This is a genomic window from Stenotrophomonas chelatiphaga, from assembly GCF_001431535.1.
GTDB classification, from domain to species: domain Bacteria; phylum Pseudomonadota; class Gammaproteobacteria; order Xanthomonadales; family Xanthomonadaceae; genus Stenotrophomonas; species Stenotrophomonas chelatiphaga.
On the sequence record NZ_LDJK01000019.1, the window covers coordinates 38,060 to 63,115 of the forward strand.

22 protein-coding genes are annotated in these 25,056 nt (G+C 66.3%); 15 read left to right on the plus strand and 7 right to left on the minus strand.

Features of this window, described 5'->3' with window-relative positions; genetic code table 11:
* The first annotated feature begins 40 nt into the window (after positions 1–40).
* From murC to lpxC, 6 genes are all read left to right on the plus strand, one after another.
* Positions 41–1,477, plus strand: coding sequence for a UDP-N-acetylmuramate--L-alanine ligase (gene murC / locus ABB28_RS06215; protein WP_057507811.1), 1,437 nt, complete (start codon positions 41–43; stop codon positions 1,475–1,477).
* Positions 1,474–2,451, plus strand: coding sequence for a D-alanine--D-alanine ligase (locus tag ABB28_RS06220; protein ID WP_057507812.1), 978 nt, complete (start codon positions 1,474–1,476; stop codon positions 2,449–2,451). Before murC ends, ABB28_RS06220 begins: the two co-directional genes overlap by 4 nt.
* Positions 2,448–3,179: a cell division protein FtsQ/DivIB gene (locus ABB28_RS06225; protein ID WP_057507813.1), complete on the plus strand. Its 732-nt coding sequence runs from the start codon at positions 2,448–2,450 to the stop codon at positions 3,177–3,179. The genes ABB28_RS06220 and ABB28_RS06225 overlap by 4 nt, the downstream gene beginning before the upstream one ends.
* Positions 3,176–4,411 carry a cell division protein FtsA gene (gene ftsA / locus ABB28_RS06230; protein ID WP_042613652.1) on the plus strand — a complete coding sequence of 412 codons (1,236 nt, stop codon included), beginning with the start codon at positions 3,176–3,178 and terminating at the stop codon, positions 4,409–4,411. The genes ABB28_RS06225 and ftsA overlap by 4 nt, the downstream gene beginning before the upstream one ends.
* A 165-nt stretch (positions 4,412–4,576) precedes the next feature.
* Positions 4,577–5,821, plus strand: a complete 1,245-nt coding sequence (gene ftsZ / locus ABB28_RS06235; protein WP_057507814.1) for a cell division protein FtsZ — start codon at positions 4,577–4,579, stop codon at positions 5,819–5,821.
* Positions 5,822–6,039: 218 nt separating this feature from the next.
* Complete coding sequence (gene lpxC, locus ABB28_RS06240) at positions 6,040–6,951, plus strand: UDP-3-O-acyl-N-acetylglucosamine deacetylase (protein ID WP_057507815.1); 912 nt, start codon at positions 6,040–6,042, stop codon at positions 6,949–6,951.
* Positions 6,952–7,225: 274 nt separating this feature from the next.
* On the opposite strand, the gene ABB28_RS06245 is transcribed toward lpxC, so the two are convergent.
* Complete coding sequence (locus ABB28_RS06245; RefSeq protein ID WP_042613655.1) at positions 7,226–7,666, minus strand: DciA family protein; 441 nt, start codon at positions 7,664–7,666, stop codon at positions 7,226–7,228.
* A gap of 12 nt (positions 7,667–7,678) precedes the next feature.
* Here ABB28_RS06245 and ABB28_RS06250 point away from each other — a divergent pair, with 12 nt between their 5' ends.
* Both ABB28_RS06250 and secA read left to right on the plus strand, forming a co-directional pair.
* Positions 7,679–8,632, plus strand: coding sequence for a M23 family metallopeptidase (locus ABB28_RS06250; RefSeq protein WP_057507816.1), 954 nt, complete (start codon positions 7,679–7,681; stop codon positions 8,630–8,632).
* Positions 8,633–8,919: 287 nt separating this feature from the next.
* Positions 8,920–11,649, plus strand: a complete 2,730-nt coding sequence (gene secA, locus ABB28_RS06255; protein WP_057507817.1) for a preprotein translocase subunit SecA — start codon at positions 8,920–8,922, stop codon at positions 11,647–11,649.
* 138 nt (positions 11,650–11,787) lie between these two features.
* Here secA and ABB28_RS06260 read toward each other — a convergent pair whose 3' ends face one another.
* Entirely contained in the window at positions 11,788–12,264 is a 477-nt protein-coding gene (locus ABB28_RS06260) for a hypothetical protein (RefSeq protein WP_057507818.1), read from the minus strand.
* Between ABB28_RS06260 and ABB28_RS17970 the strand changes: the two genes are divergently transcribed.
* The 3 genes from ABB28_RS17970 (at position 12,263) to ABB28_RS06270 (ending at position 18,057) form a co-directional block, all read left to right on the plus strand.
* The gene (locus tag ABB28_RS17970) at positions 12,263–12,634 is read left to right on the plus strand and encodes a hypothetical protein (RefSeq protein WP_152983410.1); all 372 of its coding nucleotides are present in this window, start codon (positions 12,263–12,265) and stop codon (positions 12,632–12,634) included. The two genes, ABB28_RS06260 and ABB28_RS17970, sit on opposite strands and share 2 nt — an antisense overlap.
* Positions 12,635–13,216: 582 nt before the next feature.
* Positions 13,217–16,897 carry an autotransporter outer membrane beta-barrel domain-containing protein gene (locus tag ABB28_RS06265; RefSeq protein ID WP_057507819.1) on the plus strand — a complete coding sequence of 1,227 codons (3,681 nt, stop codon included), beginning with the start codon at positions 13,217–13,219 and terminating at the stop codon, positions 16,895–16,897.
* A gap of 206 nt (positions 16,898–17,103) precedes the next feature.
* Positions 17,104–18,057 (plus strand): Nudix family hydrolase, encoded by a 954-nt coding sequence (locus ABB28_RS06270; protein ID WP_057507820.1) that lies wholly within the window; start codon positions 17,104–17,106, stop codon positions 18,055–18,057.
* 271 nt (positions 18,058–18,328) lie between these two features.
* Here ABB28_RS06270 and ABB28_RS06275 read toward each other — a convergent pair whose 3' ends face one another.
* Both ABB28_RS06275 and metF read right to left on the minus strand, forming a co-directional pair.
* Positions 18,329–18,904, minus strand: coding sequence for a DUF4124 domain-containing protein (locus ABB28_RS06275; RefSeq protein ID WP_057507821.1), 576 nt, complete (start codon positions 18,902–18,904; stop codon positions 18,329–18,331).
* Positions 18,905–18,950: 46 nt separating this feature from the next.
* Complete coding sequence (gene metF / locus ABB28_RS06280; RefSeq protein WP_057507844.1) at positions 18,951–19,778, minus strand: methylenetetrahydrofolate reductase [NAD(P)H]; 828 nt, start codon at positions 19,776–19,778, stop codon at positions 18,951–18,953.
* A 181-nt stretch (positions 19,779–19,959) separates the two neighbouring features.
* Between metF and ABB28_RS06285 the strand changes: the two genes are divergently transcribed.
* The 4 genes from ABB28_RS06285 to ABB28_RS06300 all read left to right on the plus strand — a co-directional run bounded on the left by ABB28_RS06285 (position 19,960) and on the right by ABB28_RS06300 (position 23,357).
* On the plus strand, positions 19,960–20,886 hold the full coding sequence (locus ABB28_RS06285; protein ID WP_057507822.1) for an alpha/beta fold hydrolase: 927 nt from the start codon (positions 19,960–19,962) through the stop codon (positions 20,884–20,886).
* Positions 20,887–20,943: 57 nt separating this feature from the next.
* Positions 20,944–21,990 (plus strand): sensor histidine kinase, encoded by a 1,047-nt coding sequence (locus ABB28_RS06290; protein WP_057507823.1) that lies wholly within the window; start codon positions 20,944–20,946, stop codon positions 21,988–21,990.
* Complete coding sequence (locus tag ABB28_RS06295) at positions 21,987–22,718, plus strand: LytR/AlgR family response regulator transcription factor (RefSeq protein WP_057507824.1); 732 nt, start codon at positions 21,987–21,989, stop codon at positions 22,716–22,718. Before ABB28_RS06290 ends, ABB28_RS06295 begins: the two co-directional genes overlap by 4 nt.
* 81 nt (positions 22,719–22,799) lie before the next feature.
* Complete coding sequence (locus tag ABB28_RS06300) at positions 22,800–23,357, plus strand: DUF3228 family protein (RefSeq protein ID WP_057507825.1); 558 nt, start codon at positions 22,800–22,802, stop codon at positions 23,355–23,357.
* Between the two features lie 141 nt (positions 23,358–23,498).
* Here ABB28_RS06300 and ybaK read toward each other — a convergent pair whose 3' ends face one another.
* Genes ybaK through ABB28_RS06315 form a run of 3 tightly spaced genes read right to left on the minus strand, consistent with a single transcriptional unit; the run spans position 23,499 to position 25,050 of the window.
* Positions 23,499–23,966 (minus strand): Cys-tRNA(Pro) deacylase, encoded by a 468-nt coding sequence (gene ybaK, locus ABB28_RS06305; protein WP_057507826.1) that lies wholly within the window; start codon positions 23,964–23,966, stop codon positions 23,499–23,501.
* Positions 23,967–24,022: 56 nt separating this feature from the next.
* Positions 24,023–24,217, minus strand: coding sequence for a hypothetical protein (locus ABB28_RS06310; RefSeq protein ID WP_152983411.1), 195 nt, complete (start codon positions 24,215–24,217; stop codon positions 24,023–24,025).
* 50 nt (positions 24,218–24,267) lie between these two features.
* The gene (locus ABB28_RS06315; RefSeq protein WP_057507828.1) at positions 24,268–25,050 is read right to left on the minus strand and encodes a GTP pyrophosphokinase; all 783 of its coding nucleotides are present in this window, start codon (positions 25,048–25,050) and stop codon (positions 24,268–24,270) included.
* Positions 25,051–25,056: the final 6 nt, after the last annotated feature.

Sequence of the window (25,056 nt, forward strand, 5' to 3'; positions counted from 1 at the left end):
ACGTGCCGCGCCACCGCGCCGACACCACGCGGAGCTGCGCATGATCCGCCGCCTGCACGACACCAACGACCTGGTGCGCGCGTTCCCGCGCGTGCATTTCGTCGGCATCGGTGGCACCGGCATGAGCGGCATCGCCGAAGTGATGCTGACGCTGGGCTATGAAGTGTCCGGTTCGGACAACGCCGACAACACCGCGACCCGTCGCCTGGCCGGCCTCGGCGCGCGCATCATGCGCGGCCACTCCGCTGCCAACGTGCTCGGCACCGATTGCGTGGTGGTGTCCAGCGCGATCCGCGAAGACAACCCGGAACTGATGGAAGCGCGCAGCCAGCGCATCCCTATCATGCCGCGCGCGGCCATGCTGGCCGAACTGATGCGCTTCCGCCGCGGCATCGCGGTGGCGGGCACGCACGGCAAGACCACCACCACCAGCCTCACCGCGGCGGTGCTGAGCGAAGGTGGACTGGATCCGACCTTCGTCATCGGTGGCCAGCTGCTGGCGGCCGGAGCCAATGCCAAGCTGGGCAGTGGCCAGTGGCTGGTGGCCGAGGCCGACGAAAGCGATGGCAGCTTCCTGCGCCTGAATCCGCTGATGTCGATCATCACCAACATCGATGCCGACCACCTGGAAAACTACGGCAACGACTTTGCCCGGGTGCAGGCAGCGTTCGCCGAATTCCTGCAGCGGCTGCCGTTCTACGGCCTGGCCGTGCTGTGCATCGATGACCCGGAAGTGGCCGCGCTGGCGGCGAAGACGCCGCGCCACGTGATGAGCTACGGCCTCAGCGACCACGCCGACGTGCGCGCCGAAAACGTGGTGCAGGAAGGGGCGCGGATGCGCTTCACCCTGCGCCTGCCGCAGGGCACCAGCCAGGAAGTGCTGCTGGCCCTGCCGGGCAGGCACAACGTGCTCAACGCGCTGGCCGCCGCCGCGGTCGGCTGGCAGCTGGGCGTGGCCCCGGATGCCATCGCGCGCGCGCTGGAAAGCTTCGCCGGCGTCGGTCGCCGCTTCAACGACCTGGGTGAAGTCACCACCGCCAGCGGCGCCAGGGTCCAGGTCATCGATGATTACGGACACCATCCCAGCGAGCTGGAGGCAGTGTTCGCCGCCGCCCGCGGTGGCTGGGCCGACAAGCGCCTGGTGGTGGCCTTCCAGCCGCACCGCTACAGCCGTACCCGCGACCAGTTCGACAAGTTCGCCGCGGTGCTGTCCAGCGTCGATGCGCTGGTGCTGAGCGAGGTCTACCCGGCCGGTGAAGAACCGATCGCCGGCGCCGACTCCGAAGCGCTGGCGCGCGCCATCCGCGCACGCGGCCGTGGTGAACCGGTGGTGGTCGGCAAGGCCGCCGAGCTGGCACACGTGCTGCCCGATGTACTGCAGGACGGTGACCTGTTGCTGATGATGGGTGCAGGTGACATCGGCGCGGTGGCACAGCAGATCGCCACCGAAGGCTTCAGCGTGGAGGGCCAGGCATGAGCGGCTTTGCTTTCCCGGCGCCGCGCAGCAGCGATCCGGCCGACTTCGGTCGGGTCGGCGTGCTCCTCGGCGGCACCTCCAGCGAACGTGAAGTGTCGCTGGATTCCGGCCGCAACGTGCTCGAGGCGCTGCAGGCGCGCGGGGTGAACGCGTTCGCCATCGATGGCATCCCGGCCCTGTCCAGGGCGCTGGTCGCCGGCGAGGTCGATCGTGTCTTCAACATCCTGCACGGCCACAACGGCGGGGGCGAGGACGGCATCGTGCAGGGCCTGCTGGAAGCCTTCGGCGTGCCGTACACCGGCTCTGACGTGCTGGGTTCGGCGTTGAGCATGGACAAGATCCGCACCAAGCAGGTGTGGCTGTCGGTCGGCCTGCCCACCCCGAAGTACCGCAAGGTGACCGCAGCGGACGTGCATGCGCAGGCCGCCGAGCTGGGCCTGCCGGTGGTGGTCAAGCCGGCCAACGAAGGCTCCAGCGTCGGCATCAGCCGGGTCTTCGACGACGCCGGCCTGGACGAAGCGGTGGCGCTGGCCACCCGCTACGACGGCCAGCTGCTGATGGAACAGATGGTGGTCGGCGATGAGCTCACCGTCGGCATCCTCGGCGATGTCGCGCTGCCGTCGATCCGCATCGTGCCGAAAGGCCAGTGGTACGACTACGACGCCAAGTACAAGGCCGACGATACCCAGTACCTGTGCCCGGGCCTGGACGGTGCGGACGAAGAGGCCATCCGGCACCTCGCGCTGGCCGCCTTCCGCGCCGCCGGCTGCCGCGGCTGGGGCCGGGTGGACGTGATGCGTGACCGCAGTACCGGCCGCCTGTTCCTGCTGGAAGTGAACACCGCCCCGGGCATGACCAGCCACTCGCTGGTGCCCAAGGCGGCCGGGCAGGCCGGTATTGGTTTCGAAGAGCTGGTCTGGCGCGTGCTGGAACAGACCCTGGCCGACCCGTCGCAGGAGAATCGCCACGCATGAACGCGGTGCTGCGCATCTTCGTCTGGCTGATCGCCCTGTCCGTGGTGGCACTGCCCGTGGTGGCCGTGCTCAACGGCTGGGTGGGCGCCGAACGCTGGCCGCTGGCCAAGCTGCGCGTGCACGGTGAGTTCAAGCGGGTGCCGGCCGAACAGCTGCAGAAGGTACTGCTGCCGTATGCGCACGCCGGCTTCTTCGCGGTGCGCCTGCAGGACGCCCAGGACAGCATCGAGCGCCTGCCGTGGGTGGAAAGCGCCCGCGTGCGCAAGCAGTGGCCGGACGTGCTGGAAGTGACGCTGGTCGAACACAAGCCGTTCGCGCGCTGGGGCAACGATCGCCTGCTGTCCGAGCAGGGCAAGCTGTTCCCCACGCCGAAGAAGCTGGCCGACCTGCAGCTGCCGCAGCTGGATGGCCCGGACAGCCAGACCGAAGAAGTGGTGACCCTGTACAACGAGGCGCGTTCGATGTTTGCCCCGTCCGGGCTGGACGTGACCCGGTTGAGCATGGACGCGCGTGGCAGCTGGTCGCTGCTGCTGAGCAACGGCACCGAAGTGGTGGTGGGGCGCGACGATGCGCGTTCGCGCCTGCAGCGCTATGTACGTGTGTTGCCGCAGTTGGCCAGCCAGGCCGCGCCGATCGAGCGCGCCGACCTCCGATACACCAATGGCTTCACCCTCAGCTGGGGTGAACCGCCGGCCGCAGCGCCGAAGAAAACGCAGGACAGGACATGAATCGCAAGGGTGACAAATCGTTGATCGTCGGCCTCGACATCGGCACCTCCAAGGTGGTGGCGCTGGTGGGTGAGTACTCGCCGGGCAACCCGATCGAGGTGATCGGCATCGGATCGCACGAATCGCGTGGCCTCAAGCGCGGCGTGGTGGTGGACATCGAATCGACGGTGCAGTCGATCCAGCGGGCGGTGGAAGAAGCCGAGCTGATGGCCGGCTGCGAGATCCGTTCGGTGTACGCCTCGATCTCCGGCAACCACGTGCAGTGCAAGAACTCGCCCGGCATCGTGCCGATCCGCGATGGCGAAGTGACCTGGGGCGACCTGGACCGGGTGCTCGACGCGGCCAAGGCCGTGGCGATCCCGGCTGACCAGAAGATCCTGCATGCCATCCCGCGCGAATACGTGCTGGACGATTCGCAGGAAGGCATCCGCAATCCGGTCGGCATGACCGGCGTGCGCCTGGAAGTACACGCCCACCTGGTGGTCTGCGCGCAGTCCGCTGCAGCCAACATCAGCAAGTGCGTGCAGCGCTGCGGCCTGCAGGTGGACGACCTGGTGCTGTCTTCGCTGGCCTCCAGCGTGGCGGTGCTGACCGCCGACGAGCGCGAACTGGGCGTGGTGCTGGTGGACATGGGCGCGGGCACCACCGACATCGCGGTGTTCGTGCAGGGCGCGATCTGCCACACCGCCTCGCTGCCGATCGCCGGTGACCACGTCACCAACGACATCGCCCACATGCTGCGCACGCCGACCCCGGAAGCGGAGCAGATCAAGGTGCGTTACGCCTGTGCGCTGGCCCAGCTGGCCACCGCCGAGGAAAGCATCCAGGTGCCGAGCGTCGGTGACCGCCCGCCGCGCCGCATGCCGCGCCATGCACTCGCCCAGGCCGTGCAGGGGCGTTATGAGGAAATCTTTGAAATGGTGCAGGCCGAACTGCGCCGTTCCGGCTTCGAAGAACTGGTGCGCGCCGGCATGGTGCTCACCGGCGGTGCTTCGAAGATGGAAGGCGTGGTCGAACTGGCCGAGGAAATGCTGCAGATGCCCGTACGTGTGGGCATTCCGCAGCACGTCACCGGGCTGGGCGAAGTGGTCGGCAACCCCGTCCACGCGACCGGCGTCGGCCTGCTGCTGATGGGCAGCCAGATCGAGCATCCGCGCCGGCCGTCACTGCCGGCCGGGCGCGCGGGAAGCATGTTCAAGAAACTGAAAACGTGGTTCCGCGGTGAGTTCTGACCGCGGCAATGCCGGCCCCGGCCGGCTGCTTTGAGACGCAACACCGCAACACCGCAACACATCGCAACAACACACCACTACAGCCGCAACGGCGGCATGCAGCGGAAGGCAGGATGCCTCCCCCGCAACATGCCAAAGGAAGCGGATACAACCGAGGACACGGACATGGCGCATTTTGAACTGATCGAAAAGATGGCACCCAATGCGGTGATCAAGGTCGTTGGCGTGGGCGGCGGCGGCGGCAACGCCGTGGCGCACATGGTCAACTCTGCGGTGGACGGGGTGGAATTCATCACCGCCAACACCGATTCGCAGGCCATCAAGAATTGCGGTGCGAAGCTGCAGCTGCAGCTGGGCACCAACGTCACCAAGGGCCTGGGCGCTGGCGCCAATCCGGAAGTCGGCCGCCAGGCCGCGCTGGAAGACCGCGAACGCATCATGGACGCGCTGCAGGGTGCGGACATGGTCTTCATCACCGCCGGCATGGGCGGCGGCACCGGTACCGGCGCTGCGCCGGTGGTGGCACAGCTGGCCAAGGAAATGGGCATCCTGACCGTGGCCGTGGTCACCAAGCCGTTCCCGTTCGAAGGCCGTCGCCGCATGCAGGTCGCACTGAAGGGCATCGAGGAGCTGAGCCAGCATTGCGACTCGCTAATCACCATCCCGAACGAAAAGCTGATCACCGTGCTGGGCCGCAACGCCACCATGATCCAGGCCTTCCGTGCCGCCAACGACGTGCTGCAGGGCGCCGTGCAGGGCATTGCCGACCTGATCGTGCGTCCGGGCCTGATCAACGTCGACTTCGCCGACGTGCGCACCGTGATGTCCGAAATGGGCCTGGCGATGATGGGCACCGGCACCGCCCGCGGCGATGATCGGGCGCAGGCCGCGGCCGAATCGGCCATCCAGAACCCGCTGCTGGACGATGTGAACCTGGCCGGCGCCAACGGCATTCTGGTCAACATCACCGCCGGCGCGGACTTCACCATGGCCGAATTCGACGAGATCGGCCGCACCATCGACGGCTTCGCATCGGAAGACGCCACCGTCGTGGTCGGCACCGTGCTGGATCCGGACATGCAGGACGAAGTACGCGTCACCGTGGTCGCCACCGGCCTGAACCGCGTCGTTGCCGGCAAGACCCAGCGTCCGGGCGAGCGTGCGCCGATCAAGCTGGTCCGCAACGCCACCACCGGCCAGCCGGAGTTCTCCGACTTCGACAACGGCGGCGACGCCGTGTCCAAGGCCGTCGGCGGCGTGGGCCTGGGCCTGCGTCGGGCAAGCAGCGACAGCGTTGCGACCTCCTCGGCTCCCTCGTCGTCGGCGTCCAGCAGCGCCACCACGCCGACCGCCGAACTGCCCAACGACTACCTGGACATCCCGGCGTTCCTGCGCCGCCAGGCGGACTGATCGCCGACGCCGGGGTTGTCCTCCCCGGCGGCAAGCACCATGTCCTGCATTGCAGGCGCCGGGCCAGGATGGGCCCGGCCGCCCTGTCATGCGTGAGCTGCACCTGCATCGCGCCGTGACCCGCTTGGCTTCAGCCGGGGTAGGGGCGGTCGCGTGTTAATCTGTCCCACCCCCTGGGCAGGCCATCGCGGCCCGCCGCATGCACTTGGCCACACCCCATGATCCCGCAACGTACCCTCAAGAACACGATCCGTGCCACCGGCGTTGGCCTGCACAGTGGTGACAAGGTCTACATGACCCTGCGCCCGGCACCGGTCAACCATGGCATCGTGTTCCGTCGCGTGGACCTGGACCCGGTGGTCGACGTGCCGGCCAAGGCAGAGCTCGTCACCGAGGTCACCCTGTGCACCGGCCTGACCTGCAACGATGCCAAGATCCAGACCGTCGAACATCTGATGTCGGCATTGGCCGGCATGGGTGTGGACAACATCATCGTCGAACTGTCGTCGGCCGAACTGCCGATCATGGACGGTTCGTCCGGTCCGTTCGTGTTCCTGCTGCAGTCGGCGGGCATCATCGAACAGGACGCGGCCAAGCGCTTCATCCGCGTGCTGAAGACCGTCGAAGTCACCGAAGGCGACAAGGTCGCGCGCTTCGACCCGTATGAAGGCTACAAGCTGGGTTTCACCATCCAGTTCGACCACCCGATGATCCCGGCCAAGCAGTCGCGGCAGGAAATCGAGTTCTCGACCCTGGCCTACACCAAGGAAATCTCCCGGGCGCGCACATTCGGCTTCATGCGCGATCTGGAATACATGCGCGAGCGCAACCTCGGCCTTGGCGGGTCGATGGACAACGCCATCGTGCTGGACGAGTTCCGCGTGCTGAACGAAGACGGCCTGCGCTACGCCGACGAGTTCGTCCGTCACAAGATCCTCGACGCGATCGGCGATCTCTACCTGGCCGGCGGCCAGGTACTGGGCGCCTATGAAGGATTCAAGTCGGGCCATGCACTGAACAACAAGCTGGTGCGGGCCCTGATGGCCGATGCCACCGCTTGGGAGTGGGTGAGCTACGAATCACCTGCTGCAGCCGAACCTGTCGCTTACGGCGCACCCGCATACGCCTGATAAAAGGCTTGATATTCAACAGGTTGACGCCGCCTTCGGGCGGCGTTTGCGTTTGCGGCGCGGCACTGAGTGACGCGCCGCGTCCAAGCGATCAGCGCGTCACAGTTTGTGAACCTGTTCCGCCGGAAGCCTGAACTTAACGTTTAAATAACAAAACCCTAACGACTGATCGGCCATCCGCCGTTAGGATGCCCCACGGTCCTCGCAAATGTTTCACGCCACTTCCACGGAATGTTGGCATCGCGGGGAAGCGGAGCCGGATGCTCCGCCGTCATCAGGACCTGGACGGTTTCGTGTCCTGGAGGCTAGCCAAGGCGTCGCGTAGCCCTTTGTGCGTGGCGGCTGAAACTGCGTGGGGTCCATTCCGGTTATCGATCGCTGGGGAGCGTGGTGGAGCGGGGGACGCAGTCTTGATGGTCACTTTGGTGGCCTTCAGCCCGATGGACCGGGCCGCGTTGATCAACTGTGCTTCGGCAAGCCGCACCTTGGCATGCCACACGGGAGATTCAACGAGAAAAACGAGGTGCTCGTCGTTCACGTTGGCCAGCCGGCAATGGCTGCGCAGGCTGGGCGGCAGATGGGGGCGCAACTGCAGGTCCAACGCATCGAGCCACAAGGCACGACGCAGCGGGTTCCCGCTCTTGTCACCCATGACTGCATCCAGTGCCGGTTTCGGTGCTGAGGCAGGACGGGTACTGGATTTCGGCTCAGACATGAAAACTCACTGATGGCATTTAAAAAGATCGTAATCAAAACGCGTGATGGAAAGGCAAAAACGCCCCTTGCGCGTCTTCGCTTCTATTTCGAAGACCGCCCCCGCGCCCTTTTGGGCAGCGTGCTGGGCATGGGCTGCATTATCGGCTTCGCCGGTGGAATGGGCGCCAACCTGCTCGGCGACTCCCGCCTGCAGGCCAAGGTCGACCGCCAGGAACGCGAACTGGCGCAGGTACGCCTGCAGTCGCAGACCGAAGTCAACGCACTGGCGGCCCGCCTCGGCGAGCTGCAGGCGCAGGCCACCCGGCTCAACGCCCTGGGTGAGCGCCTGACCCAGATGGGCAAGCTGGAAGACGGCGAGTTCGACTTCCAGGAAACCCCCGGCCTGGGTGACGGCGATGCCGGCGGCCCGACCGTGGACATCCCGGTGAAGGACATCAACGCCGACTTACAGGTGCTGGAGCAGCGTTTCGCTGCTTCAGGCAGCCAGCTTTCGGTGATGGAATCGCTGATGTTCGACCACCAGCTGCAGCAGAACGCGGTGCCCTCGCGCATGCCGATCCGCAACAGCTACGTCACCTCCGGCTTCGGCACCCGCGCCGATCCGTTCGGCCGCGGTGCCGGCAACCACAAGGGCATCGATTTCCATGCCAAGGTCGGTGACCCGGTGATGTCGGTGGCCGACGGCGTGGTGAGCTTCTCCGGCGTGAAGGGCGGCTACGGCAACGTGGTCGATGTCGACCATGGCAACGGCTATGTCACCCGTTACGCGCACAACTCGCGCCTGGTGGTGAAGGTCGGTGACCTGGTCCGTGCCGGGCAGGAAGTGGCCAAGGCCGGTTCCACCGGTCGTTCCACCGGTGCCCACGTGCACTTCGAAGTCTGGGAAAGCGGCCGGGTGGTCAATCCGCGCAAGTTCCTCGGCGATGGCGGCAACACGCCGGTGGGGCGCGTTTCCCGCGGCTGATCGTCCTGCGGTAGCGCCGGGCCATGCCCGGCGAGCGCAGCGGCAGCCTCAGGGCCCCGCAGTGGTGGGTGGCGACCGTTGGTCGTCACATGCGCTACCGCGACCGCCGAACATGGCGATGCCGGCCCCCCGGCCCGCGAACCGCCAAGCGCTTGAAACCCCCGACCTCCATCCCAAGTTACAATGGGTGATGCCATCGACGGGGCGCTGGGCGCCCCGTTTCGTTTGCGGCGGGCGGATTCCTGAAGGGAGCCGTGCCGGCGTTCACCTGACAACCGGTTCCCTCAATGATCAACAGCCTGCTTACCCGCGTTTTCGGCAGTCGTAATGAACGACAGCTGCGCCAGCTCAACCGCATCGTCGCCAAGGTCAATGCGCTGGAGCCGGACATGGAGAAGCTCAGCGATGCGCAGCTCCAGGCCAAGACGCCGGAGTTCAAGCAGCGCATCGCCGACGGCGAGGCCTTGGACAAGGTGCTGCCGGAAGCGTTCGCGGTCTGCCGCGAAGCCAGCCGCCGCGTCCTCGGCATGCGTCACTACGATGTGCAGCTGATCGGCGGCATGGTGCTGCACCTGGGCAAGATCGCCGAGATGCGCACCGGTGAAGGCAAGACCCTGGTGGCGACCCTGCCGGTGTACCTGAACGCGCTGGAAGGCAAGGGCGTCCACGTGGTCACGGTGAACGACTACCTGGCCCGCCGTGACTCGGCGCAGATGGGCAAGCTGTACAACTGGCTGGGCCTGAGCGTGGGCGTGGTCTACCCGGGCATGCCGCACGGCGACAAGCGCGAAGCCTACGGCAGCGACATCACCTACGGTACCAACAACGAATTCGGCTTCGACTACCTGCGCGACAACATGGCGCTGTCCAAGGCCGACCGCTACCAGCGCGGCCTGCACTACGCCATCGTCGATGAAGTCGACTCCATCCTGATCGACGAAGCGCGTACCCCGCTGATCATCTCCGGTCCGGCCGATGATTCCCCGGAGCTGTACATCCGCGTCAACCGCATCGTGCCGAACCTGGTCAAGCAGGAAAGCGAAGAGGGCGACGGCGATTTCTGGATCGACGAGAAGGGCAAGCAGGTGCACCTGTCCGAAGCGGGCATGGAACACGCCGAGCGCCTGCTGGTGGAAGCCGGCATCCTCGATGCGGAAACCGAAGGCCTGTACGCCGCGCAGAACCTGACCGTGGTACACCACCTCAACGCCGCCCTGCGCGCGCACGCCATCTACCAGCGCGACGTGGATTACATCGTGCGCGATGGCGAAGTGGTCATCGTCGATGAGTTCACCGGCCGCACCCTGGCCGGTCGCCGCTGGTCCGACGGCCTGCACCAGGCCGTGGAAGCGAAGGAAGGCGTGCCGGTCCAGCGTGAAAACCAGACCCTGGCCAGCATCACCTTCCAGAACCTGTTCCGCATGTACGGCAAGCTGTCCGGCATGACCGGCACCGCCGATACCGAAGCGTTCGAATTCCAGAGCATCTACAACCTGGAAGTGGTGGTCATCCCGACCAACCGCCCGACCATCCGCAAGGACTCGCCGGACCAGGTGTTCCTCAACCGCCAGGGCAAGTTCAACGCGGTGCTGGCCGACATCCAGGAATGCAACAAGCGCGGCCAGCCGGTGCTGGTCGGCACCACCTCGATCGAAACCTCGGAGATGCTGTCCGAGCACCTGCGCAAGGCCGGCGTGCACCACGAAGTGCTCAACGCCAAGCAGCATGACCGCGAAGCGACCATCGTCGCCAATGCCGGTCGTCCGGGCGCGGTGACCATCGCCACCAACATGGCCGGTCGCGGTACCGACATCGTGCTGGGCGGTTCGCTGGAAACCGAACTGCATGAAATGGGCGAAGAAGCCAGCGACGCGCAGCGCGCCAGCGCCAAGGCCGAATGGCAGGTCCGCCATGACGCGGTCAAGGCCGCCGGCGGCCTGCACATCGTCGGCACCGAGCGCCACGAATCGCGTCGTATCGACAACCAGCTGCGTGGCCGTTCCGGCCGCCAGGGTGACCCGGGTTCGTCCCGTTTCTACCTGTCGCTGGAAGACAACCTGATGCGCATCTTCGCCTCGGACTGGGTGCAGAAGGCGATGCGCATGATGGGCATGAAGGAAGACGACGTCATCGAAGACCGCCTGGTCAGCCGCCAGATCGAAAAGGCGCAGCGCAAGGTGGAAGCGCACAACTTCGACATCCGCAAGAACCTGCTGGACTTCGACGACGTCAACAACGACCAGCGCAAGGTGATCTACGCCCAGCGCGATGAGCTGCTGGACGCCGAGTCGGTGAAGGACAACGTCGATGGCATCCGCGACGACGTTGTGTTCGACATCGTGGCGCGCTTCGTGCCGCCGAACTCGATCGACGAACAGTGGGACCTGCCGGGCCTGGAAGCCACGCTGCTGTCCGATTTCGGCCTGGAGATGTCGGTCACCGACCTGGTCAAGGCCCACGAAGAACTGGACGCCGAAGGCATCGCGCAGAAGGTGCAGGAGCGCGTCAACGCGCACTTCGAAGCGAAGGAAACCGGCGTCGGCCCGGAGACCATGCGCGCGCTGGAAAAGCACGTCATGCTGACCGTGCTCGACCAGAGCTGGAAGGAGCACCTGGCACGCATGGATTACCTGCGCCAGGGCATCTACCTGCGTGGTTACGCGCAGAAGCAGCCCAAGCAGGAATACAAGAAGGAAGCGTTCGAGCTGTTCTCCGGCATGCTGGAAGACGTCAAGCGCGAAGTGGTGACCATGCTCTCGCGCGTGCGCATCCGCAGCGACGAGGAAGTGGCGGCACTGGAAGCGGCCGAACGCCAGCAGGTGCAGGCGCGCCTGAGCCAGTCGCAGTTCCAGCACCAGGATGCCGGCGGCTACGGCGCCGACGAAGAAGCCGCGCAGGTGCAGGCCGCGCAGCAGGACGGCCTGGCGCAGGGCGGCGAGCCGAAGATCGGTCGCAACGATCCGTGCCCGTGCGGCAGCGGCAAGAAGTACAAGCACTGCCACGGCCAGCTGAGCTGATCGACAGCGTGTAGTGATGAAAAAGAAGCCCCGCCCAAGCGGGGCTTCTTCGTTTCAAGCCGTAGGTGATGACGACATCGCGGCTTGCGGGCGGAACTCATGCACAATCTGCACATCCAGCGTAAGCGGTCGGCGCCGTCACTGGGCGGGATGCGCGCCGCCGCGGCGCAGCGCCAGTACCAGCCCGGCGGCTACCCCGAGCAGTCCCAGGCCAAGCACCTTGAAGAGTGGACTGGTCGAATCGCCTTCAAGCCGAATCAATGCCGTGCCTGTCGCGGCGAGGCTCGCTGCGCGAAACAACGTGTTAAGCCTTACGGCGAGGGGAGCGGCCACTGCGGTAGCGCCGGCCTGCGGGAAATCGACCCGCACCAGGCGTTGGGTGAACATCGTTGCCGAGAAGATGGCCATGCAGGCGGAAAATGAAATGAATGCGAGCGAGCTGCCGCCAGCAGCCAGTGCATAGGTTCCCAGCGCGGCCGAAGCGAAGTTGGCCAACGCGAAAAGCGGGAGCGTGGCCATGTAGCGCGTGTAGTCGGGCAACATGACGCCACCGCGCCAACCCAGCAGGAAGCCGGGAACGACGGCATTGGAATTACTGGTTTTTACCAGGAACATGACTTCTCCTTATGGACAAACTGCCAAGCCGGACACGCCGCCAATCACGCCGAAAACCGGCAGCAGCGCGCTCGGTCAGGCCGCTGCACCCGCCGCAGGCGGCGGCTATCCGCCAGCCATGGCAGCCTTCTGGGCGTTGTTCATCGCACTCCCAGCACCTCTCTGCGGAACAGAGCGTCAGACAACGTCCGAAAGGCATTTTTTCTGTGAGGCTCGATTCTTATCACCCCGGAAAAAAATGGATCAAGGCGGAACGCGTCATCCGCAGGCGCAGTCCAAGTTGACGCCCGTAGCGGGGGTAATGAGCCCCGTGGGCGATGATTGTTTCGCCGCCGCCGTGGCGAAAAGCGACGGCATCGCAAGTGCCTAAGCGCACTCAACTATGCTCAGTTGCAAGGACTGGCTACGACACCTCAGCGCACTGCCTGACGTGGATCACGCCGAGTCCGTGTTCATCGCTGTGCGCCTGTTTCGACGTGATCGTTGCCGCAGGTGACAGCAGCGATGATGTGGCGAGCTTCCAGTCGTCCTTATCGCCGCTTCGGCTTTCGCTACTTCCGGTGAACATCAACCTGGAACGTCCCGCCAACGCGCGATGAACTTTCTTTTGCGCTGTATCCGTCGCGCCGACATGTCGCGGTTGCAGCGCCAGCGGCAGACCGCGTCGTTGCTGCCATGAAAACAGATCATGAATTGCAAGAAATTCGCGACCACAAACACATCACATGCGATGTGCCTCGTGTGATTGCTGTCACCGATTGAAGCTAATCGGAATTCTCTGACCAATAAGTAGGGCATATCCCCACACGAAAGTAGGGCGCACCCCCTCGGATTAACCTGACACGCCCCTTAGGGTCACAGGCCCCGCGCGTTCTTCCACACGCAGGGTCTCTCGCGCATCCCCCGCGCGCGACGCGGTTCGCCGCGTCCTGATCGTCATCCAAGGAGTTTCATGAACAGGATTTACCGCTTGGTCTTCAACCGCGCCACTGGCGCCATGCAGGTCGCCTCCGAACTCACCTCCGGCACGTCCTCGCCGGGTCGCGCGGTCGGTGCAGCGCGCCGCCGTTCGACGCTGGGCATCGCCGTGGTCGCTGCACTGGGCCTGGGTGCCGCCTCGGCACCGGCCTTCGCCGTGCCCTACGACTTCACCTCCGATGAGGTGATCGGCGACACCCGTGCGTACGCCGACGGCTTCTTCATCGGCAATACCGGCACGGTGGCGATCGACCTGGTCGGCAGCGGCCAGTTGACCTCCAATGGCCTGGTGTCGCTGGGCACGGTTGCCGGCGCCAATGGCACCCTGCGGGTGATCGGCCCGACCGCCTACCTGCAGATGACCGGCGCGGCGCTGCGCGTCGGCGAGGCAGGCACCGGCACCCTGCAGCTGATCGACGGTGGCACGGCCACGTCCAACAACACCGTATCGCTGGGGTATGGCGCAGGCGGCACCGGCAACGCGCTGGTAAGCGGCGCCGGCTCCAGCCTGACCGCACGCCAGCTGCTGGTCGGCCGTCAGGGCACCGGCTCGCTGGACATCGACGGCGGGCGCGTCGCCAGCACCATGGCGTATACGGTGGTGAACAACTTCGGCATCAGCCTGGGTTCGGATACGGCGGGCAGCGGCACGATCAACGTCCGCAACGGCGGCGAGCTGATCGTCACCGACAACCACCTGCTGGTCGGCCAGGTCGGCCAGGGTCGCCTCAACGTGGACGGCGGCCGGGTCGAAGCCGGTCGCGGCATCTATGTCGGCGCCGGCACCCAGTCCGGTGCCACCCAAGGCGGCCGCGGTGAGATCACCGTCAGTGGCGGCGGCCAGCTGGTATCGCAGGATCTGGTGCTCGGCACCTCCAACAACGCCACCGGCACGCTGACGGTAAGCGGGGCGGGATCGGTGGTCGACGCCACCACCGTGCGGGTAGGCCAGAACGGTGACGGCACGCTGCGTGTCGAAGGCGGCGGCGTGGTTACTGCCGACGAGGTCAATGCGGAAAAGTACGACGCACTGGGCAGTGGTGATTTCGGCCAGACCGGCAGCATCGTGGTGACCGGCGCAGGCTCGGCGATCCGCGCCGCGCGCGTGGACGCAAGCAACCACCTGCTGCTGGAAGCCGGTGGCGTGATCGAATCCGATCGCGCGGCGATCAAGGACAGCTTCGGCCCGACCGCGAGCACGGCGCGCATCACCGGTGCGGATACGCGCTGGAGCAACACCGGTGTCATGGCCATCAGCACCAATCTGGACGTGCTCGATGGTGCGGTCATCCGCAGTGATTCGGTGAACATCAGCGGCGGCCTCAACGACGTCACCATGTCGCCGGCATTGCTGGACGAACAGACGCGTGTCAGTGGCGCCGGCTCGGCCATCGAAGCGGTGAACGGCCTGACCGTGGGCGCGGTGCTGATGCGCGGTCCCTACGGCATGTTGAGCGTGAACAACGGTGGGCGGGTGGCCGGTGGCAGCGGCATCCTGCTGGACCAGAGCGGCTACCTGGTGCTGGGCGGCGGCATGGCCACGTGGTCGGTCGCCGATGGCGGCCCGCAGTGGCTGGCCGCCGAACAGGCCGGCACGCTGGACGGCGCGGCGATCTCGATGGACGCAAACGCGGGCGGGCTGGTGTTCAACCACACCGGTGACATCACCCTGGGCAACACCATCCAGACCGTTTCCTCGGGAACGTCCAATGGCCACCTGCATGGCGGCGCACTGACCCAGGTTGCCGGCAACACCACGCTGGACGGTGACCTGCGCGCCTTCGGTGGCGATATCACCGTCAACGGCGGCAGCCTGGTGATCAATTCGGACATGTACACCGGTGCAGGCTACGCAGGCCCCAGCCAGGCCGTGCAGCAGCTGATCGACGTGCGCGGCGGCACCTTGGTGCTGAACGGCGCGGCAGGCTTCCAGCAGAACATCGATTTCGGCCCGGGGCTGGGCAGCGAAGTGCGGCGCAGTTCGCTGGCCGAAGTCAGCGGCAGCGGCGTGCTGGCCGGCAACGCCACGGTGGGCACCACCTATGTGCGCAACGGTGGCGCGCTGTCGCCGGGCAATGCCGGCGTCGGCACGATGACCATCGACGGTGACCTGTTCTACAACGCCAACGGGTTGCTGCCTGAGCAGGTCGCCAACAAGGCCTTCTTCGACGTGGACGTGCTGGGCAACGGGCAGGCCGACCTGCTGACCGTGACCGGCAAGGCTTACATCGGGCGGGGTGCCAACGTCGGCCAGATGGGCGACACCGGCGTGCGCGTCACCGCGCTGGATCCGGCCACCAGCTACCAGGACGGGCAGACCTACACGATCCTGAGCGCAGCACAGGGCGTGGCCGGTACCTTCGACGATGTGATCTCGCGTTCGGCGTTCCTGGATACTTCGCTGAGCTACACCGCCAACGATGTGCGGCTGAACATCGCCGTGAAGGGCACCGGCCCGGTTGATCCGCCGGTGGACCCGCCGGTGGATCCGGTCGACCCGCCGGTCGAACCGCCGGTGGATCCGATCACCCCGCCGGTCGATCCGGTCACCCCGCCGCCGCCGCCGCTGGAGGTGTTCGTCACCGCCGCAGCGACCGGCAACCAGCTGGCCACGGCGGCCGCGCTGGATACGCTGCAGCAGTCCGGTGAGGCGCTTGCGCTGTACAACCGCCTGCTGATGCTGGACGCGGACAGTGCCCGCCTGGCGTTTGATGACCTGTCCGGTGAAATCCACGCCAGCAACCGCGCCCTGCTGCTGGAAGACCGCTTCCTGCGCGATGGCATCAGCCAGCGCCTGCGCAGCGGCATGCCGGCCGGCGACGGCCCGTCCGCCTGGATCGGCGGCAGCGGTGCCTCCAGCCAGCGCGATGGCAACGGCAGTGCAGCACGCACCCGCGACCACCGCCAGGGCCTGATGGCCGGTGCCGACTGGAGCATCGGCGAGCGCTGGATCGTCGGCGTGGCCGGTGGCCCGGAGTCCCTGCGCCAGCAGGTCAATGCGCGCAACGCGACAACCGACGTGGATGCTGTGCACGGTGGCCTGTATGTCGGTTTCCGCGGCGACACTGCCTACCTCAACGGCGGCGCCAGCTATGCCGATTACCAGCTGGATACCCGGCGTACCGTCGGTGCCGGCACGGCATGGGGGCAGAGCCTTGCCAACCGCCGTGACGCGCATGCGGTCAGTGGTTTCGTCGAAGGCGGCTGGGATTTCCAGATCGACGATGCAATGACGCTGACCCCGTACGTGGCCGTGGCCTACACCCGCCTGTCCACCGATGCCGGCGTCGAAACCGGGGGCAGTGCCGCCCTGGCGATCGCTGCCAGCAAGGACGAAGCGTGGACCACCACGGCCGGCGTGCGCGCCGCGTGGGACATCAGTGGCGGCCAGCAGGACGGTGCGCGGCTGGAAGCGGGGCTGGCCTGGCAGAATGCGGCCGGTGAGCTGCGCGCGGACTCGACGCACCGCTTCGTGGCCGGCAGCGACGGCTTCACCGTGCAGGGCCTGCCGCTGGCGCGCAACGTCGGCATCGCCGAGCTGGGCGTGTCGGTCAATACCTCCAGCCGCAGCCGACTGTCCTTCGCCGCGCAGGGCCGTGCCGGTGATGGCCAGCGCGAAGTCGGTGCACAGCTGAACTGGAACGTGGCGTTCTGATCCATCGCTGAGCAGCAGCAGGACGGCAACGGGCTCCTTCGGGAGCCCGTTTTCGTTCGGCCGCTGCGGTGGCCGCCAGCCGCTGTTGCTCCGGTAGTGACGGCCGCTGGCCGTCAAGCTGCTGCTCCGGTGAGTGAGGACCGCTGGTCGTCACGGCCTATCCATGCAGCTTGCGTCATCTCCGCCGTTTTCGGCATGCTGCCTCCATGTCCTCTCCCAAACGATCCATCCATGTGGTGGCTGGCGTCATCACCGACGCACGCGGTCGGGTGCTGCTCAACCGTCGCACTGAACACAGCGATCTGGCCGGCCTGTGGGAATTCCCAGGCGGCAAACGCGAACCCGGCGAAAGCTCCGAACAGGCGCTGGCCCGCGAACTGCACGAAGAACTCGGCATCGAGGCCGACGTCGGCGACTGGCTGATGGACGTGCCGCAGTGTTACCCGGACAAGGACCTGGTGCTGGAGGTGCGGCATATCCGCAGCTGGAAGGGCACTCCGCGTGGCCGCGAAGGCCAGGCGATCACCTGGGTGGCGCCGGAAAAGCTGGGACGCTATTCCATGCCGCCGGCCGACCTGCCGGTGGTGGCCGCGCTGCGCCAGCCCGACCGCTACCTGATCACCCCGCCGCCGGCCGACGACGACAGCGACCAGCTGCGCTGGAACGAGCAGCTGCGACGTGCCCTGGCGGACGGGCACCAGCGCATCCAGCTGCGCCTGCCGCCCGACCATCCGCGGCGCGTGGCGCTGTGCGAAGCAGTGATACGCGGCCATCGCCGTGCAGGGCAGTGGCTGCTCAACCGCGATATCGACCTGGCCCGCACGCTCGGTGTCGGCGTGCACCTGGGGGCCGAGCAACTGGCCACGCTGCAGGAGCGGCCGCTGCCGGCCGACCAGCTGGTCGCGGCTTCATGCCATGACCTGGCGCAGCTGCGCGCCGCACAGCAATTGGGCTGTGATTTCGTGGTGCTGGGCCCGGTGCAGGCCACGGCCAGCCATCCCGGTGCTGATCCGATGGGCTGGGAGCGCTTCGCCGAGCTGCGCGCGCAGGTGGCCCTGCCGATCTACGCGCTGGGCGGACTGGGGCCCGATGACATCGTCACCGCCCGCCGCCACGGCGCCCAGGGCATCGCCGCCATCCGCGGCCTGTGGCCAGCCTGACAGGCTGACCGACCGTCCGACCGACCGGTAGCGCCGAAGGCGGCGGCAGGAGCGGCCGCCAACGTCGCTTGCGACGGCCCGCAGGGTGCCGGTCAGGACGACCGGCACAGCCATGCCCGGCGAGCGCGTAGCGCGGCTCGCGTCCGGCATCGCGATCCCGTCCGGCATCGCGATCCCGTCCGGCATCGCGATCCCGTCCGGCATCGCGATCCCGGAACGGAGCGCCGCCGAGCATGGCACGGCGCTAGCTTCAAGATCGGCGACGCAGCGGTTACAGCGTGATCCAGAAACACCCGTACTGCCGCCGCAGTCCCAGCACGCTGCGCGCCGGCGTGGCGGTGCCCGGCAGTACCTGTTCCAACCGCAGTGCGATCGGGTTGGGTCGGTCGTCCCCGGCTTCGACCATGCCATCGGCCGCCGGCAGCAGCGGTTCCTGCCGTTGCGGGTAGACCGGCACGATATCCACCAGCGGACGCCGTGCGATGGACTCCAGCTGGCCCAGGATGCGCTGCGCACCGGCGTCGGATACCGCTCCCCACAGGTACAGCGTGGAAAGCCGATTGACGTCGTTGGCGGCCATCGCGCCACGCAGCGCGCCCACCAGCTCACTCAGCCGACGCGGGCAGCTGGCCCCGAGCGTGTTGCGCTGCTGGGTGTTGCCGGCCGCTGCGGTGGCGGGTTCGGGCAGCCGCGAACGGGCGCCGAGGCTCTCGCAGGGGCGATCGGTGTAGACACTCTGTCCGCCGGCATCGGTGCAACGGTTCAAGCGCTGAGCCTGCTGCGCGTGGGCCGGTGCAGGCAGGGCGGACAGCAGCAGGAGCAACGGCAGGCAGGCAAGGATCTTCATTGTCTGCAGGGTAGCGCCCAGCGCCCGCCCATGCGATGAAATCGCGTCAGCTACGCAGCAGTTTCAGTACCGAGGTGGTCGGCTTGGCCAGGTTCAACGTGTAGAAATGCAGGCCCGGCGCACCGCCCTCCACCAGCCGCTGGCACAGCTGCGCCACCACCTCCGCGCCGAACGCACGGATGGAGTCGCTGTCGTCGCCATAGGCCTGCATCTTGCGCCCGATCCAGCGCGGGATTTCCGCGCCGCACTGTTCGGAAAAACGGCGCAGCTGGCTGAAATTGGAGATCGGCATGATGCCCGGCACGATCGGCACGCTGACGCCGAGCGCGCGTACTGCATCGACGAAATGGAAGTAGGCGTCTGCGTTGTAGAAATACTGGGTGATCGCTGCATCGGCGCCGGCGTCCACCTTGGCCTTGAAGTGCTTCAGGTCGGCCAGTGCATCGCTGGCCTGTGGATGGGTTTCCGGATACGCGCCGACTTCGATCCGGAACGCGTTGCCGTGCTCGGCGCGGATGAAATCGATCAGCTCGGCCGCGTAACGCAGGTCGCCGGGGTGGCCCATGCCGGAGGGCAGGTCGCCGCGCAGGGCGACGATGCGCGTGCAGCCGATGGCGCGGTACAGCTTGAGCAGTTCGCGGATTTCCTGGCGGCTGCCGCCGACACAGGAAAGATGCGGGGCGGCCTCGAAGCGATGGTGCTGCTTGAGGTGGCGTACCGTTTCGGAGGTGTAGCTGAGCGTGGAGCCGCCGGCGCCGAACGTGCACGACACATATTCCGGGCCGAAACCACGCAGCTTGGCTGCGGTGCGATCCAGCTGACTACGCTGTTCGTCGGTCTTGGGCGGGTAGAACTCGAAGCTGAGAGAGGTCATGGCGATGGCGGCAGCGGGTTCGTCGTCAGTATATCGCTTCATCGCGATGGATGTGCAACAGCAACGGTCATCCGTCCTGTCGGCCGCTCGCTGCGTGCCGGCGACCGCTGGTCATTGTTTGTGCCGGATCGCTTTCTGCCACGGCACGCTGTGCTTCCCTGGAAGCAAAGGAGTTGGACAGATGAAGCGCTTTATCTCCGCAGACCGCGCCAGAAACGTCTTGCCGCTGGCCATGGGCGGTCTGGTGGCCTTGCTGGCCTGTATCGGCACCACGCAGGCTGCCCCCATCGGAAAGCCTGGCCAGCTGCAGGTCGAGGTGGTCGGCAGCGGCAAGCCGGTGCTGATGATCCCCGGCCTGAACAGCGGCGCCGAGGTCTGGCGTGCGACCTGCGCGGCGCTGCAGCCGCAGGTGCAGTGCCACCTGGTGCAGCTGCCCGGCTTTGCCGGTGCGGCCGCCGCGGACCCGCTGCCCGAGGACTTCCTGCCGGCCATGCGTGACGAACTGTTGGCTTACGCCAAAGCGCAGAAACTGAAGCAGCCGGCCGTCGTCGGCCACAGCCTGGGGGGCGTGCTGGCGTTGCAGATGGCGATCGCCGCGCCCGAAGCGGTGGGTCCGCTGGTCATCGTCGATTCGCTGCCGTTCTATGCGGCCATCCAGAATCCGCAGACCACCGCGGCAGGCGTCAAGCCGATGGCCGACCAGATGCGGGCGGGCATGTTGGCGGCCGATCCGGTCGCTTACCAAGCCCAGGCCGAGGCGGCGCTGAGGGGCATGCTGCACGATGAAAGCCACATGCCGGTGCTGGTGCGCTGGGCACGCGAAAGCGACCGCGCCACCACCGCAGGGGCGATGCATTCGATGCTGGTCAACGACCTGCGCGACGCAGTGGCGGGAATCCGCTCGCCGACCCTGGTGCTGGGAAGCTGGGCGGCGTATCGGCCGATGGGCGCCACTGAAGCGTCCACCCGTGGCATCTTCGCGGCACAGTACGCCAAGCTGCCGGGCGTGCGTATCGAGATGAGCGCGGAAGGCTTCCACTTCCTGATGTGGGATGATCCGCAGTGGCTGTACGGGCGCATCCGCAGCTTCCTGAAGACCACGGACTGACGAGGCGCCTTGATGCGTGGCGCCAGCCCGCCACGCGTGACCCGCCCAGGCAAGCCCATGCACGAACCAAACTCCACGCTGCGTTTCTGGTTGCTCAATACCATCGCCTGGGCCGCCTACGCGCTGCTCAACGTGTTCCTGATGGCCCAGTTTGGCGGCGCCAGCAGCGGCGGCATGCTGATAGGCGTGACGCTGGCGGCGGCGCTGTGGGCGATCAGCGGGGTGCTGCGCGGGCGTGCGCTCACCCTGCATTGGTGGGACGATCCCGCGCCGGTGTTGCTGTCCAAGCTGGCTGCCAGCGTGGTGCTGGGCGCATTGCTGGCGCAGGGCGTGATCGCCGCGGTGCTGGTGCCCGCGCTGCGCAACGGCTGGGTGCAGCTGCCTGCGGGGGCAGCGGATTACAGCATGGCCTCGGCCATCGGCTACTGGCTCAACACCGCCATCGTGCTGGCGCTGTGGACCGGCGTATGGGCAGGACTGCACAGCATGCGCCGTGCCCGCCAGGCGCAGCTGGCGCAACTGCGTGCCGAGGCCGCGCACAGCGCACTGGAGCGCGATGCACTGCGCGCCCGGCTCAATCCGCACTTCGTCTTCAATGCACTGAACAACCTGCGCGCGCTGATCCACGAAGACCCGGAGCGCGCTCGCGAAATGGTGACCCGGCTGTCGCGCACGCTGCGCCACGCGCTGGAACACAACGGCGCCAACCGGGTGACCCTGGCCGAGGAAATGGCGGTGGTGGACGATTACCTGGCTATCGAAGCGGTGCATTACGAGCAGCGCCTGCGCGTGGTCAAGGACGTAAGCGCGGACGGCGGCAGCGCGCTGTTGCCGGCGATGGCGCTGCAGTTGCTGGTGGAAAACGCGATCAAGCACGGCATCGCGGTGACCCCGGCAGGTGGTGAGCTGCATATCGCCGCACGCCTGCAGGACGGTGTGCTGCATCTGCGCGTGGAGAATCCACTGGGCGTTGCCGCCGCCGATACCGCTGGCCATGGCGTGGGCCTGGCCTACCTGCGCGCGCAGTTGCAAGGCACCACCGGCCGCTTCGAACTGCGACGCGAGGGCGCCCGCATGCAGGCCCTGCTGGAGGTGCCGCAATGAGCGTGCCACTGCGGGTCCTTGTGGTGGATGACGCACGCTTGGCGCGGCAGGAACTGCGCACCTTGCTGTCCGCGTTGCCGTGGGTAAGCTGCGTCGGCGAAGCCGACGACGTACCGGCCGCGCGCGAGGCCATCGCGCGGTTGCGACCGGATGTGGTGCTGCTGGACGTGCAGATGCCCTCCGGCAGCGGTTTCGATGTGCTCGACGGGCTGGATGCGGTGCCCCTGGTGGTTTTCGTTACCGCCTACGATGCCTACGCGGTACAGGCGTTCGAGGCCAACGCGCTGGACTACCTGGTCAAGCCGGTGGAAGCGCCTCGGCTGCTGCAGGCGCTGCAACGCGCGCTTGAACGGCGCGTGCCCGATGACGCCGCGCCCGGCGAACGTGCACTGCTCGAACCGCAGGACCAGGTCTTCCTGCGCGATGGCGAACGCTGCTGGTTCGTGGCGGTGGCCGAGATCAGCCGCATCGTGGTGGATGGCAACTACGCCCGCCTGTGGTTCCGCGACCAGAATGCGCTGCTGGCGCGCAGCCTGAGCGCGCTGGAAGCGCGGCTGCCGACGGCGTTGTTCTTCCGCGCCAACCGCAACACGCTGGTGAACCTGCGGATGGTGCGCGCGGTGGAGCTGACCATCGCCGACGGCTACGAGCTGGTCCTGGCGGACGGCGGGCGTGCGGAGGTATCGCGCCGACAGGCCCGCGAACTGCGCGAGCGGATGGCGCTTTGAGGGGGAAAAGGGGCGGGGTCAGCGCCCTTTTCAGCGATGGCTGCCTGTACGCTTGAGGCAGCTTTCCTGCCGCGCCACGCCATGTCCATCGTCCTGACCGAATTCGCCCGTCCCCGCCTGTTCCCGCGCACGCCGCGCGCCAACACCATCCAGGACTGTTCGGCCGAACAGTTCGTGCAGCACCTCAACACCCATGCACCCTTCAAGGTGCTGGACGGCTATGCGCCGTTCTGCAAGCTGCATGTGTATGAAAACTGGACCAGCACCCGCTGCCTGACCGTGCCGATCACCGCAGCCAACCGGCACCAGCTGCGCAGTGGCTACGAAGCACGCAACCGCGATGAGCTACCGGTGCTGGTGCGGTGGTTCGAAGGCGTGGAATCACCAGTGGCGAACTACCTGGTGGTGATCCTGTACAGCGCAGAGCAGCTGGCGAAGGAAGGCACCGACATCGTGGCCGACTGGGGCATCGTCGGCTGCATCTACACCGCCGAACCCGAAGAAGTACCGATGGCCCCGATCACCATGATGCGCAACGCGCTGGGCGTGGAGGAGGGAGGTTCCGGCGTGCCGCTGGACCGCGAAGCCTACGCGCGCGCGGTGGCGTTCTGGGAAGCCAACGCCAACTGGCGGGGATAGTGGGGGCGCCGGTAGTGACGGCCGCTGGCCGTCTGCTTCTGCTGTCGGTTGGTGACGGCCGCTGGCCGTCTGCTTCTGCTGTCGGTGGGTGACGACCGTTGGTCGTCACGCTCGCCGGGCGGAGCTACCGCCGAAGCAGGTTCAACGCCGGAGCGTGGCGAACACCGCACCAGTCAACCGCGCCAGATCGGCTGGCTCCAGCTCCACTTCCAACCCCCGGCGTCCGGCACTGACATGCAGCGTCGGCAGTCCCTGCGCGCTGGCATCGATGAACGTGCGCAGCCGCTTCTTCTGGCCCAGCGGGCTGATGCCACCAACCAGGTAGCCGGTCGCGCGCTGCGCCGCATCCACCGGTGCCATCGCGCATTTGCGGCAGCCGGCGACATCGGCCAGCGCCTTCAGATCCAACTGCCCGGCGACCGGCACGACGGCCACCAGCAGCTCATGCGTTTCCGTGCTGGCGAGCAGGGTCTTGAACACCTGTTCCGCCTTCAGCCCGAGCTTCTGCACGGCTTCGCCGCCATAGGAATCGGCCTGCGCGTCGTGCACGTAGCTGCGCACGGTATGGGCGATTTTTTCGCGTTGGAGCAGGTTGATGGCCGGAGTCACCAGTAACTTGCCTCAAGACTGAGTACTGACTTTCGGATGTAGGGGAACTCAGAGGGTCAATCAACCCGGCGATCAAACACAGATAGCTTGCTCAGGTCGTCTTCGAAATAACGACCGTGCGTCTGCCTGAGATCTGCCATGCCATTGGCTTCGAGTACGACAACTTCGTCACCATCGCTCAGACCCAGCAATTGAATCTCCACAGCAAGCTTTTCGGAAGACGCGATCTTCCTGTCGAAAAACTCCGACATCCTCATTACTTTCCTCGACTTTCGATTGTAATGAACAAGGTAATACATGGTCAGAGCCCTCTTAGAGTCTTGTCTGCAAGAACGAGCGCGGCTTTTCGCATTGCGGACTGGTACTCGGATTTCGACCTCATCCTGGTGTCTTTCAACAGCTTCCACTCAGCGCTGGATGCCGTTTGGCGCTTGGCGTGCGCGAGTCTCGCGCTTGCCAAGGCATATGCCTCGTTCGATCGTTCAGCGGATTCGAATGCTCGAGCAAGACGTAACAGCTGAGTCTGGAGAGCCGCTGGACCTCCTCCATACTTGACCTCCTGGCCGTGGATATCTGCCATTCGTTCAGAGATGCTCGCCCAATAGTTCTGAATCAACGTTCGGATCTGAATCTCAATCGTACGTCCATCGATTTTTACCAGTACGTGAACTGCGCGATAGCCCTGATTGCCTTCGATAGTCCTCCTCATGACCTTTACGTCGGAAAACCAAGCGCGCAAGGATTGAACTACGCGCTCCTGTTCCCCGAGGCTGTTCACGACTACACGGCACCCGGCAATGTCCTGTATCTGAGCCAGGCGAGGACTTCCTCTCCGAAGCTTCTCAACGATCGAAAGTGTCGACTTGAAGCGCCCGGTCACCCTTAGGAAAAGTTGTTCCTGAAGGATGCGGACTACACGGTTATAGGCAGGTTCGAACTCAGATCGATAGGCCTCGAGCTCGGTGAGCAAGGTTGCGTCATCGACACCGTCTCTGAGTCGCTCGCCTAGCTTCGTGACACGACTGTTGCTGAGCACTACCTTGATCTCCGGCCCCAGGAAGAGGCTGGCAAGCGCCAGCCCCATCCCTTT

What these genes read in the sequence shown, in the direction of transcription:
- ABB28_RS06260 (WP_057507818.1), bottom strand. Translation starts at nt 12,264, where the DNA reads ATGTTCCTGGTAAAAACCAGTAATTCCAATGCCGTCGTTCCCGGCTTC.
- ABB28_RS06245 (WP_042613655.1), bottom strand. Translation starts at nt 7,666, where the DNA reads ATGTCTGAGCCGAAATCCAGTACCCGTCCTGCCTCAGCACCGAAACCG.
- ABB28_RS06265 (WP_057507819.1), top strand. Translation starts at nt 13,217, where the DNA reads ATGAACAGGATTTACCGCTTGGTCTTCAACCGCGCCACTGGCGCCATG.
- ABB28_RS06300 (WP_057507825.1), top strand. Translation starts at nt 22,800, where the DNA reads ATGTCCATCGTCCTGACCGAATTCGCCCGTCCCCGCCTGTTCCCGCGC.
- ABB28_RS06310 (WP_152983411.1), bottom strand. Translation starts at nt 24,217, where the DNA reads ATGTCGGAGTTTTTCGACAGGAAGATCGCGTCTTCCGAAAAGCTTGCT.
- murC (WP_057507811.1), top strand. Translation starts at nt 41, where the DNA reads ATGATCCGCCGCCTGCACGACACCAACGACCTGGTGCGCGCGTTCCCG.
- ABB28_RS06250 (WP_057507816.1), top strand. Translation starts at nt 7,679, where the DNA reads ATGGCATTTAAAAAGATCGTAATCAAAACGCGTGATGGAAAGGCAAAA.
- ABB28_RS06225 (WP_057507813.1), top strand. Translation starts at nt 2,448, where the DNA reads ATGAACGCGGTGCTGCGCATCTTCGTCTGGCTGATCGCCCTGTCCGTG.
- ABB28_RS06285 (WP_057507822.1), top strand. Translation starts at nt 19,960, where the DNA reads ATGAAGCGCTTTATCTCCGCAGACCGCGCCAGAAACGTCTTGCCGCTG.
- lpxC (WP_057507815.1), top strand. Translation starts at nt 6,040, where the DNA reads ATGATCCCGCAACGTACCCTCAAGAACACGATCCGTGCCACCGGCGTT.
- ABB28_RS06270 (WP_057507820.1), top strand. Translation starts at nt 17,104, where the DNA reads ATGTCCTCTCCCAAACGATCCATCCATGTGGTGGCTGGCGTCATCACC.
- metF (WP_057507844.1), bottom strand. Translation starts at nt 19,778, where the DNA reads ATGACCTCTCTCAGCTTCGAGTTCTACCCGCCCAAGACCGACGAACAG.
- ABB28_RS06295 (WP_057507824.1), top strand. Translation starts at nt 21,987, where the DNA reads ATGAGCGTGCCACTGCGGGTCCTTGTGGTGGATGACGCACGCTTGGCG.
- secA (WP_057507817.1), top strand. Translation starts at nt 8,920, where the DNA reads ATGATCAACAGCCTGCTTACCCGCGTTTTCGGCAGTCGTAATGAACGA.
- ABB28_RS06275 (WP_057507821.1), bottom strand. Translation starts at nt 18,904, where the DNA reads ATGAAGATCCTTGCCTGCCTGCCGTTGCTCCTGCTGCTGTCCGCCCTG.
- ABB28_RS06290 (WP_057507823.1), top strand. Translation starts at nt 20,944, where the DNA reads ATGCACGAACCAAACTCCACGCTGCGTTTCTGGTTGCTCAATACCATC.
- ABB28_RS06315 (WP_057507828.1), bottom strand. Translation starts at nt 25,050, where the DNA reads ATGGGGCTGGCGCTTGCCAGCCTCTTCCTGGGGCCGGAGATCAAGGTA.
- ftsZ (WP_057507814.1), top strand. Translation starts at nt 4,577, where the DNA reads ATGGCGCATTTTGAACTGATCGAAAAGATGGCACCCAATGCGGTGATC.
- ABB28_RS06220 (WP_057507812.1), top strand. Translation starts at nt 1,474, where the DNA reads ATGAGCGGCTTTGCTTTCCCGGCGCCGCGCAGCAGCGATCCGGCCGAC.
- ABB28_RS17970 (WP_152983410.1), top strand. Translation starts at nt 12,263, where the DNA reads ATGACTTCTCCTTATGGACAAACTGCCAAGCCGGACACGCCGCCAATC.
- ftsA (WP_042613652.1), top strand. Translation starts at nt 3,176, where the DNA reads ATGAATCGCAAGGGTGACAAATCGTTGATCGTCGGCCTCGACATCGGC.